General features: G+C 31.4%; 14 protein-coding genes. 13 read left to right on the top strand and 1 reads right to left on the bottom strand.

The genetic code is table 11. The annotated features are described in order from the left end of the window. The first annotated feature begins 27 nt into the window (after nt 1–27). From QOZ84_RS01475 to QOZ84_RS01415, 13 genes are all read left to right on the top strand, one after another. Entirely contained in the window at nt 28–825 is a 798-nt protein-coding gene (locus tag QOZ84_RS01475; RefSeq protein ID WP_284131186.1) for an electron transfer flavoprotein subunit beta/FixA family protein, read from the top strand. Between the two features lie 55 nt (nt 826–880). Then, nucleotides 881–1,855, top strand: a complete 975-nt coding sequence (locus QOZ84_RS01470; protein WP_284131185.1) for an electron transfer flavoprotein subunit alpha/FixB family protein — start codon at nt 881–883, stop codon at nt 1,853–1,855. Nucleotides 1,856–1,936: 81 nt separating this feature from the next. Then, the gene (kal, locus tag QOZ84_RS01465; RefSeq protein WP_284131184.1) at nt 1,937–2,317 is read left to right on the top strand and encodes a 3-aminobutyryl-CoA ammonia lyase; all 381 of its coding nucleotides are present in this window, start codon (nt 1,937–1,939) and stop codon (nt 2,315–2,317) included. Nucleotides 2,318–2,340: 23 nt separating this feature from the next. After that, on the top strand, nt 2,341–3,186 hold the full coding sequence (kce, locus tag QOZ84_RS01460) for a 3-keto-5-aminohexanoate cleavage enzyme (RefSeq protein ID WP_284131183.1): 846 nt from the start codon (nt 2,341–2,343) through the stop codon (nt 3,184–3,186). A 21-nt stretch (nt 3,187–3,207) separates the two neighbouring features. Then, on the top strand, nt 3,208–3,861 hold the full coding sequence (locus QOZ84_RS01455) for a 3-oxoacid CoA-transferase subunit A (protein WP_284131182.1): 654 nt from the start codon (nt 3,208–3,210) through the stop codon (nt 3,859–3,861). Further along, nucleotides 3,862–4,521 carry a 3-oxoacid CoA-transferase subunit B gene (locus tag QOZ84_RS01450; RefSeq protein ID WP_284131181.1) on the top strand — a complete coding sequence of 220 codons (660 nt, stop codon included), beginning with the start codon at nt 3,862–3,864 and terminating at the stop codon, nt 4,519–4,521. It begins immediately after the preceding gene. A 15-nt stretch (nt 4,522–4,536) separates the two neighbouring features. Next, nucleotides 4,537–5,568 carry an L-erythro-3,5-diaminohexanoate dehydrogenase gene (gene kdd, locus QOZ84_RS01445; protein ID WP_284131180.1) on the top strand — a complete coding sequence of 344 codons (1,032 nt, stop codon included), beginning with the start codon at nt 4,537–4,539 and terminating at the stop codon, nt 5,566–5,568. A gap of 17 nt (nt 5,569–5,585) precedes the next feature. Next, nucleotides 5,586–6,836 (top strand): lysine 2,3-aminomutase, encoded by a 1,251-nt coding sequence (gene kamA, locus QOZ84_RS01440; RefSeq protein WP_331496498.1) that lies wholly within the window; start codon nt 5,586–5,588, stop codon nt 6,834–6,836. A gap of 104 nt (nt 6,837–6,940) precedes the next feature. Continuing rightward, on the top strand, nt 6,941–7,960 hold the full coding sequence (kamB, locus tag QOZ84_RS01435) for a lysine 5,6-aminomutase reactivase subunit KamB (RefSeq protein ID WP_284131179.1): 1,020 nt from the start codon (nt 6,941–6,943) through the stop codon (nt 7,958–7,960). Between the two features lie 33 nt (nt 7,961–7,993). After that, nucleotides 7,994–9,433 (top strand): lysine 5,6-aminomutase reactivase ATPase KamC, encoded by a 1,440-nt coding sequence (kamC, locus tag QOZ84_RS01430; RefSeq protein WP_465231564.1) that lies wholly within the window; start codon nt 7,994–7,996, stop codon nt 9,431–9,433. Nucleotides 9,434–9,451: 18 nt separating this feature from the next. Continuing rightward, the gene (gene kamD, locus QOZ84_RS01425) at nt 9,452–11,029 is read left to right on the top strand and encodes a lysine 5,6-aminomutase subunit alpha (protein WP_284131177.1); all 1,578 of its coding nucleotides are present in this window, start codon (nt 9,452–9,454) and stop codon (nt 11,027–11,029) included. Continuing rightward, the gene (gene kamE / locus QOZ84_RS01420; protein ID WP_284131176.1) at nt 11,029–11,814 is read left to right on the top strand and encodes a lysine 5,6-aminomutase subunit beta; all 786 of its coding nucleotides are present in this window, start codon (nt 11,029–11,031) and stop codon (nt 11,812–11,814) included. Before kamD ends, kamE begins: the two co-directional genes overlap by 1 nt. 35 nt (nt 11,815–11,849) lie before the next feature. Next, nucleotides 11,850–13,349, top strand: a complete 1,500-nt coding sequence (locus QOZ84_RS01415) for a Na+/H+ antiporter NhaC family protein (RefSeq protein WP_284131175.1) — start codon at nt 11,850–11,852, stop codon at nt 13,347–13,349. 108 nt (nt 13,350–13,457) lie between these two features. Here QOZ84_RS01415 and katG read toward each other — a convergent pair whose 3' ends face one another. Continuing rightward, nucleotides 13,458–15,653: a catalase/peroxidase HPI gene (gene katG / locus QOZ84_RS01410; protein ID WP_284131174.1), complete on the bottom strand. Its 2,196-nt coding sequence runs from the start codon at nt 15,651–15,653 to the stop codon at nt 13,458–13,460. Nucleotides 15,654–15,883: the final 230 nt, after the last annotated feature.

The following is a 15,883-nucleotide window of genomic DNA, read 5'->3' as shown; positions in this document are numbered from 1 at the left end:
CTTGATAGAAATTTGGGAGGAGAAAACATGAATATATTAGTTTGTATAAAACAAGTACCAGATACAACAGAAGTAAAGTTAGATCCTAAAACTGGTACATTAATAAGAGATGGGATTCCAAGTATAATAAATCCTGATGATAAAGCAGGGATAGAAGAAGCAATAAGCATAAAAGAGCAAACAGGAGCTACTATAACTGTATTAACAATGGGACCTCCTCAAGCTAAAAATGCACTAAAAGAAGCTTTAGCAATGGGTGCTGATAGAGCTATACTTCTTACAGATAGAGCATTTGCTGGAGCTGATACGCTTGCAACTTCAAAAACAATAGCAGGTGCTATAAAAAATATTGAGCATGATTTAATAATAGCAGGAAGACAAGCAATAGATGGAGATACTGCACAAGTTGGTCCTCAAATTGCAAATCATCTTGGTATACCATCAATAACATATGTTGAAAAGATGGAAGTAAAAGGGGATAGCATAACAGTAAATAGAGCATTTGAAGATGGATACCAAGTTATAAAGGCTAAGATGCCAGTACTTGTAACTACTTTAAAAGAAATGAATAGTCCAAGATACATGAAAATATCTAGAATATACGACTGTATGTCAGAAGATAAGATAGAAACTTGGGGATTAAAAGATATAGAAGTTAATATAGAAGAAATAGGATTAAAAGGTTCACCAACTAAAGTTAAGAAGTCTTTTACTAAAGGGGTTAAGGCTAAAGGAACACTTCATGATGTAGGTGAAAAAGAAGCAGCATTATTAATTTTAAATTCTTTAAAAGAAAAGTTTATAATAGCTGAAGCAAAAGCTTAAAAAATGATTTGACAAATAATTACTAAAAAAATAGTGATTAATAGGAGGAAAAACGATGAGTGTAATGGTCTTTGTTGAACAAAGGGGCGGAGAATTACAAAATGTTTCTTTGGAATTATTAGGAAAAGGTAGAGAGTTAGCTGATAAGATAAATAATAAATTAAGTGCTGTATTATTAGGCCATAATATAGAAAATTTAAGTGAAGAACTTATACAATATGGAGCAGATGAAGTAGTTTATGTTGAAGATGAAAATTTAGATGTATACTTAACTAGTACATATACTAAAGCCTTTACAGAAGTAATAAATAAAAAAAATCCAAATATAGTTTTAGTAGGAGCAACTACAATAGGGAGAGACTTAGCACCAAGAGTAAGTGCTACTATAGAAACAGGACTTACTGCAGACTGTACATCACTTGAAATAGATGAGGAAAACCAAGGATTATTAATGACTAGACCAGCATTTGGTGGGAATATAATGGCTACAATAATATGTCCAAATCATAGACCACAAATGAGTACTGTAAGACCTGGTGTTATGAAAAAATTAGAAAAAGATATAACTAGAACAGGAAATATAGAAAAGGTAGATGTTGATTTTTCACAGTGCGATAATAATGTGCAAGTATTAAAATATGTTAAGGAAAATATAAAAAAGGTTAACATAGAAGATGCAAAGGTTCTTATATCAGCAGGTAGAGGAGTTGGTTCTAAAGAAAATATGGACGCTGTATATGAATTAGCAGATATATTAGGAGCTGAAGTAAGTGCTTCTCGTGCTGTAGTTGATGCAGGATGGATTGATAAATCTCGTCAAGTGGGCCAAACAGGTAAGACCGTAAGACCAGATGTATATATTGCTTGTGGTATATCAGGAGCAATACAACATTTAGCTGGTATGGAAGAGTCTGAATATATAATCGCTATAAATAACAATAGTGATGCAGCAATATTTGAAGTAGCAGATCTTTCTTTAGTAGGAGATGTTAACAAAGTAATTAAAAACTTGGTACAAGAGTTAGCATAACAAAAAGATTTTAACTAATTGGTATATGTAAAATCTATGCCAATTAGTTAATATATATATATTCATTAGGGGGGACTTAACATGAAAGCAATGATAAGAATTAGAATGGGAAGCCATGATGCACATTATGGCGGAAATTTAGTAGATGGGGCTAAAATGCTTCAATTGTTTGGAGATGTAGCTACTGAGTTACTTATTCAAAATGATGGAGATGAAGGGTTATTCAAAGCATATGATAGTGTTGAATTTTTAGCACCGGTATATGCTGGAGATTATATAGAAGCTGTTGGAGAAATAGTTAAGGTAGGAAATAGTTCAAGAAAAATGGTATTTGAAGCTAGAAAAGTTATAGTACCAAGATTTGATATAAGTGATTCAGCAGCAGATGTTTTAGAAGAACCAATAGTAGTTTGTAAGGCAAGTGGAACTTGTGTAGTACCTAAAGATAAGCAAAGATATTAGTTTAAAAGGGGGAGGCGCTTAACATGGAAAAAGTAATAATTACAGCAGCTATAAGTGGTGCAGAGGTAACAAAAGAACATAATGAAAATGTCCCATATACTGTAGAAGAAGTAGTAAGAGAAGCAAAAGCTGCTTATGATGCTGGAGCTAGTATAATACATCTTCATGTAAGAAATGATGATGGTACTCCAACTCAAGATATAAATAGATTTAGGGAATGTATAGATGCAATAAAAGAGGAATGTATGGATGCAATTGTTCAACCTTCAACTGGAGGGGCAGTTGGGATGAGCAATGAAGAAAGAATACAACCTGTAAACTTATCTCCAGAAATGGCAACACTAGACTGTGGTACTTGTAACTTTGGTGGAGATGATATATTTGTTAATACTGAAAATACTATAAAAGAATTTGGCAAAAAAATGATAGATTTAAACGTTAAGCCAGAAATAGAAGTATTTGATAAAGGTATGGTAGACATGGCTTTAAGACTTAACAAAAAAGGCTTCATAAATGATAATATGCACTTTAACTTTGTAATGGGAGTTAATGGTGGTATAAGTGGAACATATAGAGATTTAATGTTTATGAGACAAAGTATACCAAGTAATGCTACTTTCACTGTAAGTGGTGTAGGAAGATGCCAATTTGACATGATAGCACTAAGTGTGTTAATGGGAGGGCATATTCGAGTAGGATTTGAGGATAATGTTTATATGGAAAAAGGTGTAAAAGCTAAATCTAATGGAGAATTAGTTCAAAAAGCTGCAAATATTGTTAGAGAATTAGGAAGACAAGTAGCTACACCAAAAGAAGCTCGTGAGATATTAAATTTAGAAGCTAAGGTATTAACAGCACAAGAAGCTTAAAATATATTAGGGGGAAAAAACATGAATAAGGTAATATCTTTAGAAAAATTAAAAGATATTTTTAAAGACGATATGACTATTATGATAGGTGGATTTTTAGGATGTGGTACTGGTGAGAAACTTATAGATGCACTTATACAATCAGACGTTAAAAATTTAACCATAATAGGAAATGACACTTCCTTTGTCGATAGAGGTATAGGAAGATTGATAGTAAATAATCAAGTAAAGAAAGTTATAGCTTCACATATTGGAACTAATGCACAAACTGGTCAGTTAATGAATGAAGGTAAGCTTGAAGTAGAATTATCTCCACAAGGAACTCTTATAGAAAGAGTAAGAGCAGGAGGTTTTGGCTTAGGTGGAATATTAACTCCAACTGGAGTAGGAACATTAGTAGAGGAAAATAAAGAAAAAATAAGTATTAATAATAAAGAGTACTTGTTAGAACACCCATTAAGAGCAGATGTAGCACTTGTTAAGGGTAGTATAGTAGATGAATTTGGTAACACAATGTACAAAGGAACTACTAAAAACTTTAATCCAATGATAGCAATGGCAAGTGATATTGTAATTGTTGAAGCAGAAGAATTTGTAAATACTGGTGAAATTAATAAGGAAATGATTATGACTCCAGGTGTAGTAGTAGATTACATTGTAAAGGAGGCTAATTAAATGAATCCTAAAGAAATTATAGCAAGAAGGGTTGCCAAAGAGTTTGAAAATGGCCAATTAATAAACCTAGGAATAGGACTTCCAACTTTAACTGCAAATTATATTGAAGATGGAATAAGTGTAACTTTCCAATCAGAAAACGGAATGGTTGGAATGGGAAAAGTTGCAGATAAAGATGAAATAGATTTAGATACAATAAATGCAGGTGGGCAGTATGTAACTATAAATGATGATGGAGCTTTCTTTGATACAGCAATGTCTTTTGGATTAATCAGGGGAGGACATGTTGATGTAACAGTACTAGGAGCTTTAGAAGTAGATCAAAATGGAAACTTAGCTAACTGGATAGTTCCTGGAAAAATGGTTCCTGGTATGGGAGGAGCTATGGATTTAGTAGTTGGTGCTAAGAAAGTAATAGTTGCAATGCTACATACTGCAAAAGGAAAATCTAAAATACTTAAAAATTGTACTCTTCCATTAACTGCAAAGAATGTAGTTGATATGATAGTAACTGAACTTGCTGTTATGAAAGTAACTGAAAATGGATTACTTGTAACAGAGATCAGTGAAGGGGTAACTGTTGAAGAGTTAATAGAAATGACTGAGGCAGACTTAATCATATCAGATGATTTAGTACGTAGAGAAATGCAAACAATATAACAAGGGGGTATAAAGATGAAAGGATGTAAGTATGGGACACATAGAGTACTAGGGGAAAACGTTCTACCTCAACCAGCTAAAAAAATAAGTAATGATATGAACATATATGATAATGAAATATTAATAGATGTTCAAGCTTTAAATATAGATTCAGCAAGTTTTACTCAAATAGAAGAAGAGTGTAATCATGATATAGAAAAAATAAAATCAAAAATACTAGAAATAGTAGAAGAAAAAGGTAAAATGCAAAATCCAGTAACAGGTTCTGGAGGAATGTTAATAGGAACTATAGAAAAGATAGGTTCTGATTTAGAAGGAAATATAGATTTAAAAGTAGGGGATAAGATAGCTACACTTGTTTCCCTATCATTAACACCATTAAAAATAGAAGAAATAATAGATATAAAGTCAGATATAGATAGAGTTGAAATAAAAGGGAAAGCGATATTATTTGAAAGTGGTATATACGCAAAATTACCAACAGATATGGAAGAAACATTAGCACTAGCTGCTTTAGACGTAGCAGGAGCACCTGCTCAAACTCAAAAGTTAGTTAAGGAAGGTCAGAGTGTTTTAATACTGGGGGCTGCTGGTAAGTCTGGAATGCTTTGCTGTTATGAAGCTAGAAAAAAAGCAGGTAAGACAGGTAAAGTAATAGGGCTTGTAATAAATAGTGAACAAGCAGAATTTATAAAAGAAAATGATCTTGTTGATGAAGCAATAATAGTAGATGCTCAAAATCCTAATGCAGTTTTAAATAAAGTATTAGAAGTAAACAATGGTAAAGAAGTAGATTTATCTATAAACTGTGTAAATGTTTCTAACACAGAAATGAGTACAATATTACCAGTTAGAGATGGAGGAGTAGTATATTTCTTCTCAATGGCAACTGCATTTACAAAAGCAGCTCTTGGAGCTGAAGGGGTTGGTAAAGATGTAGATATGATAATAGGAAATGGATACACTAAGGGGCATGCAGATGTTACATTAACAGCATTAAGAGAAAGTGAAACTTTAAAAAATATATTCAAAAAATTATATGTATAATTAGGGGGTAAATAATCATGGAGAGAAAAATATTTAAAGATGTTAGTAATGAATTATGGAATGATTGGAATTGGCAAGTTAAAAATAGAATAACAACTGTTGAAGAACTTAAAAAATATATACCACTTACAGAAAGTGAAGAACAAGGAGTTCACGAATGTCTTAAAACTTTAAGAATGAGTATAACTCCATACTACTTATCATTAATTGATCCTACAAACCCAAATGATCCAATAAGAAAGCAAGCAATACCAGTATCATCAGAACTTAAAGTTTCTGATGCTGACTTAGATGACCCACTTCATGAAGATGGAGATTCACCAGTACCAGGACTTACTCATAGATACCCAGATAGAGCATTAATATTAATCACTGATCAATGTGCAATGTACTGTAGACACTGTACAAGAAGAAGATTTGCTGGTCAAAATGATGGAGCTCAACCAGTAGATAGAATAGATAAAGCTATAGAATATATAAGAAATACACCAGTTATAAGAGACGTATTATTATCAGGTGGAGACGCACTTTTAATGAGTGATGAAAGATTAGAATACATAATAAGTAAATTAAGAGAAATACCACACGTTGAAATAATAAGAATAGGAAGTAGAGCTCCAGTAGTTATGCCTCAAAGAATAACTGATGGTTTAGTGAATATGCTTAAGAAATATCATCCAGTATGGTTAAATACTCACTTTAACCATCCAAACGAAATAACACCAGAGTCTAAAGAGGCTTGTGAAAAAATGGCAAATGCAGGTATACCTCTAGGAAACCAAAGTGTTTTATTACGTGGAGTAAATGACTGTATGCATGTTATGAAAAAACTAGTTAACGATTTAGTAAAAATAAGAGTTAGACCATACTACATTTATCAATGTGACTTATCTAACGGTATAGAGCACTTTAGAACTCCTGTTTCTAAAGGTATAGAAATAATAGAAGGCTTAAGAGGTCATACATCAGGGTACTGTGTACCAACATTTGTTGTAGATGCACCAGGTGGTGGTGGTAAAACGCCAGTTATGCCAAACTATGTAATATCTCAAAGTCATGATAAAGTAATACTTAGAAACTTTGAAGGTGTTATAACAACATACTCAGAGCCACACAATTACAGCCATACATGTCAATGTGAAGTTTGTAGAGGAGAAAAAGAAGTTCATAAGGTAGGAGTAGCTGGACTTTTAACTAATGAAAGAATGACACTTGAACCAACTGAATTAGAAAGAAAGAAAAGAGAGTTATCTGCTCAATTAGGTTAATATAAAAACTACAAGGCAAAAGATATTATAGAATTAAGCTATAATATCTTTTGCTAATAAAAGTATACATCGCTTATTGAAATTAAATTTATAAGGAATAAAATATGAATAAACTAAGAGAAATACTAAAATATAAAAGTATGTCGATTATAGGTAATTATAAGAATGTTGGAAAAACTACTACCCTAAATTACATACTTAAAGAGTGTATAAGTAAAAACATAGTACTGGGTCTTACCTCAATTGGAGTAGATGGAGAAGGTGTAGATGTAGTTACTAAAACTTATAAACCTAGAATATATGTAAATAGAAATACAATAATAGCCACAGCCAGTAGTTTAGTTTTAGGAAGTGATATAACAAAAGAAATTTTAGAACTAACAAATATAACAACACCTCTAGGAAATATAGTTATATTTAAATCTTTAAGTGATGGATATATAGAACTTGCAGGTCCATCTATAAATACTCAGATAAAATATGTATGTGATAGGCTAAAGCATTATGGAGCAGATTTGAGTATAGTGGATGGAGCTTTATCTAGAAAAACATTAGGCTCACCATCAATAACAGAATCAACTATATTTTGTAGTGGAGCTGTAATAAATAAAGATATTAATAAGGCTATAGAAAAAATTGTATATGAAGCTAATATTTTAAATCTTGATAAAGTTAACGATAATAAATTTTATGAAGTTTATGAAAATATAAAGTGTAAAAAGGTTAGTGTAGTAAACGATGATTATACATATAAAAGCTTAGATATTAATACAACTTTAAGCTCTTCAAAAGAAATTATAGACAGTATAGATAAAAATACTAAGTATATAGTTTTTAATGGAATAGTTACTGATGACTTTATAAACACAATGCTAAGAAGTGGAAAAGATTACAAGAACATAACTATATTAGTTGAGGATAGCACAAAAATATTTTTAGAAAAAGATGTATTTGAAAAGTTTATAAAGCTTAAAGGCAACATTAGAGCAATAAATAAAGTAAACTTAATAGGAATAAGTATAAACCCAACTTCTATAGAAGGTTATAGCTTTGATGAAAAATATTTTATAGATACTATACAAAGTAAGACTGATGTAAAAGTATTTAATGTAATGAATTTTTAGAAAATAAGCTTTTAGGAACAAGAAGGTGATCATATTAAATCATTTATAACAAACGAAGTAAATACTATTACACCATATGGAGAAATAGAAAAATGTAATATCAAGATATATAAAAAAGAAAATAAGCTTAAGTTGATAAAAGAACTGAGCTATGTTGAAGGCATGATTAGTAGCTTAAAAAAAAATAAAGTGGTATATGATAATATACAATATGAATTCTGTAAAGTAAAAAATATTAAAAATACAATTGTAAGGCTAGAAAATAAAAATATATTAGATGAACTAGAGTTATTTGAAATTAAAAGCTTTGCTATAAACGTTAATAAAATAATGCAATACTATTTAAAGTTAAATATAGATGTAGACTATATAAATTTTAATAGTTTAGAGAAAGTTGTAAAACTATTAGATCCAGAGGATTTGAAGCTAACAACCTTTCAAATATATGGAGCTTATAGCAAACGATTATTACGTATAAGGCAAAATAAGCTTAACGTAGAAAAAGAAATATTTAGTTCAACAGAGATAAAAAACATAGAAAAATTAAAAAAGAAAAGACTTGAGATAGTTATTCAAGAAGAGGAAGAAGTCCTAAAAATAAGAAAAGCTTTAACTGAACAACTATACAATTATTTAATAGATGTAAAAGAAAATATAACTAATATAGGAAAATTAGATTTGCTTATTGCAAAAGCTGATTTAGCAATAAAGTATAATGCTATAAAACCAAGTATAAATGAAGACAATAAAATTTATTTTAAAGATCTTGTAAATCCAAATATTCAAAGAATTTTAGATTCACAAGGAAAGCAATACATACCAATAAGTATAGAAATTGACAATAAAATAACTATAATAAGTGGAGCTAACATGGGTGGAAAAAGTGTAAGTATGAAAACTATAGCACTTAATTTATATTTATTTCAATGTGGATTTTTTGTATTTGCTAAAGAAGCTAACTTATGTATATTAGACTTTATATATTTAGTAAGTGATGATATGCAAGACATAAACAAAGGTTTAAGTACCTTTGGAGCAGAGATAATAAAATTAAAGGAAATAACAAAGCTCATTAAGATAAGAGATGGATTCATAGCATTAGATGAATTTGCAAGAGGAACTAATCCAATAGAAGGTAGATTACTTTTAAAATCAATATGTGAATATTTTAAACAGTATAATTCAATAAGCTTAATATCTACTCACTTAGACGATATAAACATTAGTGACGTTGACTATTATCAGGTAATAGGACTGAAAAATGTAAACTTTGAAGGTTTAAAACGTCAAATAGATTTAAGGATAGGTAAAGATAAAAGTTCAAATGGAGTAAAAATACTTCAAGAGTATATGGACTATAGAATGGAAAAAGTAAGCAAAGAAACGAAAGTTCCAAAAGATGCTATAAATATATGTAAGTTATTGGGTCTTGATAATGAAATAATTAATATAGCAAATAAATTAAGCGAATAGGAAGCTAAGGGGGATAATATGAGTAAGTTAAATTTAGATTTCAGTATAGTTGAGAAAGCTCGTAAATCAGCACAAAACATAGCATTAGACACGCAAGAATTTATAAATAAGCATACTACAGTAACTGTTGAAAGAACTATACTAAGATTACTTGGAATAGACGGTGTAGATGAATTTGGTGTACCACTTCCAAATCTAATTGTAGATAGTATAAAAAATTCTAATAATGGATCTTTAGGAATGGGTGTTGCTTACTATATAGGTAATGCTATGATAAACACAGGTCTTAATCCACAAGAAATAGCACAACAAGTATCTAAAGGAGAATTAGACTTATCTTCACTTAAGGAAAACGATGTATTTGAAGTTAAGCTTAAAATAAATGAAATAGCTAAAAGTAGTGTAAATCAAATAAAAGAAAATAGAAATAAAAGAGAAGAATTCTTAAATGAGTATGGAGATAAAACTGGTCCATATTTATATTTAATAGTTGCAACAGGTAATATATACGAAGATATTACTCAAGCAGTAGCTGCGGCTAAGCAAGGAGCAGATATAATAGCAGTTATCAGAACAACAGGACAAAGTTTACTTGATTTTGTACCACATGGTGCTACTACTGAAGGATTTGGAGGGACTTTTGCAACAGGTGAAAACTTTAGATTAATGAGAGAAGCACTAGATAATGTTGGAAAAGAATTAGGAAGATATATAAGACTTTGTAACTACTGTTCAGGATTATGTATGCCAGAAATAGCAGCATTAGGAGCTCAAAATAGATTAGATGTTATGCTTAATGATGCATTATACGGAATATTATTTAGAGATATAAATATGAAGAGAACTATGATAGATCAATACTTCTCAAGAATAATAAATGGATATGCTGGGGTTATAATCAATACTGGTGAAGACAACTACTTAACAACAGCAGATGCAGTAGAAGAAGCACATACTGTACTTGCATCACAATTTATAAATGAGCAGTTTGCTTTAATAGCAGGTATTCCAGAGGAACAAATGGGTCTTGGTCATGCATTTGAAATAAGTCCAGATGTTGAAAATGGATTCTTATATGAATTAGCTCAAGCTCAAATGGCTAGAGAAATATTCCCTAAAGCTCCACTTAAATATATGCCACCTACTAAGTTTATGACTGGTGATATATTTAAAGGTCAAGTTCAAGATGCATTATTTAATATGGTAACAATAATGACAGGTCAAAAGCTTCATTTATTAGGAATGCTTACAGAGGCTATACATACACCATTTATATCAGATAGAGCTATATCTATAGATAACGCTCAATATATATTCAATACTATGAAAGACTTAGGTAGTGAAATAGAATTTAAAAAAGATGGTATCATGTGCACTAGAGTTAATGAAGTACTACATAAAGCATATGAGTTAATAGCTGAGATAGAAAGAGAAGGATTATTTAAAACATTAGAACAAGGAAAGTTTGCTGGAATAAAGAGACCAGTTGATGGTGGAAAAGGACTTGATGGAGTTGTTATGAAAGAGAATGTATACTTTAATCCATTTGTAGAGTTAATGTTAGAAAAAGAGTTAGTGTTAGGGGGTAGCTGTTAATGAGCGGATTATATTCAATGGAAAATAAAGAATACGATAAGAACCTTGATTTAAAAGATGTAAAACCATATGGAGATACTTTAAATGATGCTAAGGTGCAAGTAAGTTTTACATTACCTATAAAGGATGATGAAAGAGGTATAGAAGCTGCAAAACTTACAGCTAAAAATATGGGGCTTTCTGATATAAATGTTGCTCATCATAAAGCACTAGATAGTGAATTTACATTATATGTAGCATATGGAAGTTTAGAAAAAGGTATAAACTATGAAGATATACATGTAGAAGTAGCACAAGAAAATACGATGGATAAATATGAAATAGAAAATTATATAAAATCAAGTATAAAAAGAGATGTAGTAGTAGTTGGAGCTAGTACTGGTACAGATGCACATACTGTTGGTATAGATGCAATAATGAACATGAAGGGGTATGCAGGAAACTACGGATTAGAAAGATATAAAGGAGTAGAAGCATATAATTTAGGTAGTCAGGTTCCAAATGAAGAATTTATAAAAAGAGCAGTAGAGCTTAAAGCAGATGTATTATTAGTTTCTCAGACTGTAACTCAAAAGAATATTCATATAGAAAATTTAACTAACTTAGTAGAGTTATTAGAAGCAGAAGGTCTTCGTGATAAGGTTGTACTTCTTTGTGGAGGACCTAGAATAAATCATGAACTTGCAAAAGAACTAGGATATGATGCAGGATTTGGACCAGGAAAGTTTGCACAAGATGTTGGAAGTTTCTTTGTAGAAGAATTAGTTAATAGAAATCTAGTATAGTAAAAAAGGATTATATTAAGGGGGCATATTCCGTCGTGAATATTTTAGTTGGATTGTTTAAGTTTTCACCAGTATTTGTATTAGCAGGTTTAATGATTTTTAAAGTAGACTGCTTAATAGCAGCACCAATAGCTACAATATATGCATTTGTTGTAGCTTCAATAACAGATAAGTTGAAGTTTAATGATTTAGTTGATTGTGCAGTTGATAATGTAAAAGAGTTAAATTTAGTTTTCTTTATATTAATGCTTGCTTATGCAATGGCTGAAGCATTTATGTCTACAGGCGTTGGAGCTTCTATAGTTAATATAGCACTTTTACTAGGTGTAACAGGTAGAACTGTTGCAGTAGTTGCATTTATAGTTACTGGTGTACTTTCAGTAGCTACTGGGACTTCATGGGGAACTTTTGCAGCATGTGCTCCAATATTTTTATGGTTAAACCATATGGTTGGTGGAGATATATTATTAACAACTGCATCAATAGCTGGGGGAGCTTGCTTTGGAGACAATATAGGACTTATATCAGATACAACAGTTGTAAGTTCTGGTATACAGGATGTTGAGGTAATAGATAGAATTAAATCTCAAGGACCATGGTCTATAATATGTCTAGTAATATCAATAATAATCATATATGGATTGAGCGTATCAATGGGATTACCAACAGATGCTGCAAATGCTGCATTGGCAATAGAACAAATACCACCTCAAGTAATGGTTGATTTAGAAGCTGCAAGACCATCGGCAGTAGAATTATTAAATCAAGTAAAAGAAGGCGTACCATATTATATGGCGATACCACTAATATTAGTGTTAGTAGTAGCAATTAAGGGATTACCGACACTAGTATGTCTAGGTATTGGTATAGTATCATCATTCCTATTTGGTACTTTTGCAGGAACTGTAGAATCTTTAAATGGATTCTTAGAGTTAATGAAGTCAGGATTTGCAGATGCAGGTTCTTGGGTTATAGTAATGATGATGTGGGTTGGAGCGTTCGGTGGAATAATGTCTAAGATGAAGGCTTTTGAACCATTATCAAATTTAGTTATGTACCTTGCTAGAAATGTAAAACAATTAATGTTTATGAATGGTTTATTATGTTTAGTAGGAAATGCTGCACTTGCAGATGAAATGGCACAAATTGTTACAGTAGGGCCTATAACTAAAGAATTAGTTGAAAAGAATGTAGAGGGTAGTGAAGAGGATTTATATCAACTGCGTTTAAGAAATGCTACTTTCTCTAGTTCCCTAGGAGTGTTTGGTTCTCAATTAATACCATGGCATGTTTATATAATGTTCTATTTAGGAATATTAACAGCTGTATATCCACTTCACAATTTCGTAGCATTTGATATTATAAAGTATAATATTATGGCATTTGTTACAGTTGGATCAATACTTATATTAACATTAACAGGGCTTGATAGATTTATACCGAAGTTTGGATTACCAAGCGAACCAAATGTTAAACTAAAAAAAGAAACAAAAAATCAAGAAACAGCTAACATAGTCAAGAAACAGCTAACATAGTCAAGAAACAGCTAACATAGTAAATATTATAAATATATATAAAAATGAATAGCAAATAAAAAAGCCTTGGATTATTCTAAGGCTTTTATTATTATTATTGTTATATTCTTAACAATGCTCTACATCATATCTATCTGCATTCATTACTTTATTCCAAGCAGACACAAAGTCCTTTAAGAATTTAACTTGAGAGTCTTCACTTGCATACACTTCTGCAATAGCACGAAGTTGGGAATTAGATCCAAAAACAAGGTCAACTCGCGTACCTTTCCATTTCAACTTTTTGCTTTCTCTGTCACGTCCCTCAAATATTTGTTCATCTGTAGACGTAGGTTTCCAAACAGTATCCATATCCAAAAGATTTACAAAGAAATCATTTGTAAGAGTTTCTGGTCTATCTGTAAAAACACCGTACTGAGATTTTTTATAGTTGGTATCTAATACACGCATACCACCTATTAAAACTGTCATTTCAGGAGCAGTTAAAGTTAAAAGTTGTGCACGGTCGACTAATAATTCTTCACCTCGCATTGAATAATCTGATTGCATATAGTTTCTAAATCCATCAGCTTTTGGTTCAAGTACAGCAAATGATGTAATATCAGTATCTTCTTGAGATGTATCACTACGACCAGGAGTGAAGGGAACTATAATTTTATATCCTGCTTTTTTAGCTGCTTTTTCAATACCTACGCAACCACCGAGGACAATTATATCTGCTAAAGATACTTTTTTATTTTGTAGCTGAGAAGAGTTAAATTCTGTCTGTATTTTTTTTAAAACTTCTAAAACCTTATTTAATTGCTCGGGTTCATTAACCTCCCAAGACTTTTGTGGTTCAAGGCGAATTCTAGCTCCATTTGCACCACCACGTTTATCAGAGCCTCTAAATGTGGATGCAGATGACCAAGCTGTATAAACAAGTTCAGATACGGATAATTTAGAATCTGAAATTTTCTTTTTAAGATATTTAATATCATCTTTATCAATTAGTTCATAATCAACTTTAGGTACAGGATCTTGCCATATAAATTCTTCACAAGGAACCTCTGGGCCAAGGTATCGCGAAATAGGACCCATATCACGATGTGTAAGTTTAAACCAAGCACGTGCGAAATCATCAGCGAATTTATCTGGATTATTTAAATAATTTCTAGCAATTTTTTCATATATTGGATCGAATCTAATTCCCAAGTCAGCAGTTGTCATCATAGGTCGATGTTTAATTGATGGGTCATGTGCATCTACAATCAAATCTTCTTCAGAGACATCCTTAGCTAACCACTGATATGCTCCAGCGGGACTTTTAACTAATTCCCATTCGTATTTAAACAATGTCTTAAAATATCCCATATCCCATGTTGTTGGATTTTGTTTCCAAGCACCTTCAATTCCACTACTTATTGTATCAATGCCTTTACCGCTTTTATAGCTATTTTTCCAACCAAGTCCCTGTTCATCAAGACCAGCAGCCTCGGGTGCAGGACCAACATATGTAGCAGGAGCAGCTCCATGGCATTTACCAAATGTATGACCTCCAGCTATAAGTGCAACAGTTTCTTCGTCATTCATAGCCATACGTGAGAATGTTACTCTAATATCTTTTGCAGAGCCAACTGGATCTGGTTTGCCTTCAGGTCCTTCTGGATTTACATAAATTAATCCCATCTGAACTGCAGCAAGTGGATTCTCAAGGTTACCACTATTAGGGTTTTTATTACTTCCAAGCCATTCGTGCTTTGGACCCCAGTAGATCTCTTGTGGTTCCCAAACATCTACACGTCCACCACCAAATCCGATAGTTTTAAGCCCCATTGATTCATAAGCACAGTTACCTGTTAATATCATAAGATCTGCCCATGAAATTTTACTACCATATTTTTGTTTGATTGGCCAAAGTAATCGACGAGCTTTATCTAAATTTATATTATCAGGCCAACTATTTAATGGTGGAAATCTTTGTGTTCCATCACCTGCTCCACCTCTACCATCACTTATTCTATATGTTCCTGCACTATGCCACGCCATACGAATAAATAGTGGTCCATAGTGTCCAAAATCTGCTGGCCACCAATCCTTTGAATCTGTCATTAAATTATATAAATCTTTTTTCAATGCAAAATAATCAAGTTTTTCAAATTCTTTACTATAATTAAACTTACTTCCCATTGGATTACTCAAGCTTGAGTTTTGACGAAGAATGTTTAGTTTCAATTGATTAGGCCAAAAATCATTAATTGATGGGCCACTTTGTGCTACAGAGCTACTTGTTCTTCCGGTAAATGGGCATCTAATTTCTCTCATTTGATGATACCTCCTTTATTTTGTTGATGCTTTAAAATTAAGTGATGCATATATCATTACATAATATACCATTACATAATATGTAAATAGAATTTTGATTATGTGTTATTTAGATAAAGCATTTAAATAGCTTTAATAATATATGAAATGTTAACATTTTTCTAAATGGTTTTGAATATATATTTCCTAGCAGTAAATTTGTTAACAAAAAATTAACATAGAAATCTAAA

This window comes from Romboutsia sedimentorum, assembly GCF_030131845.1.
Taxonomy (GTDB): domain Bacteria; phylum Bacillota; class Clostridia; order Peptostreptococcales; family Peptostreptococcaceae; genus Romboutsia_D; species Romboutsia_D sedimentorum.
Note: the sequence above shows the minus strand (reverse complement) of the source record. Positions and strands in the feature narration are given on the sequence as shown.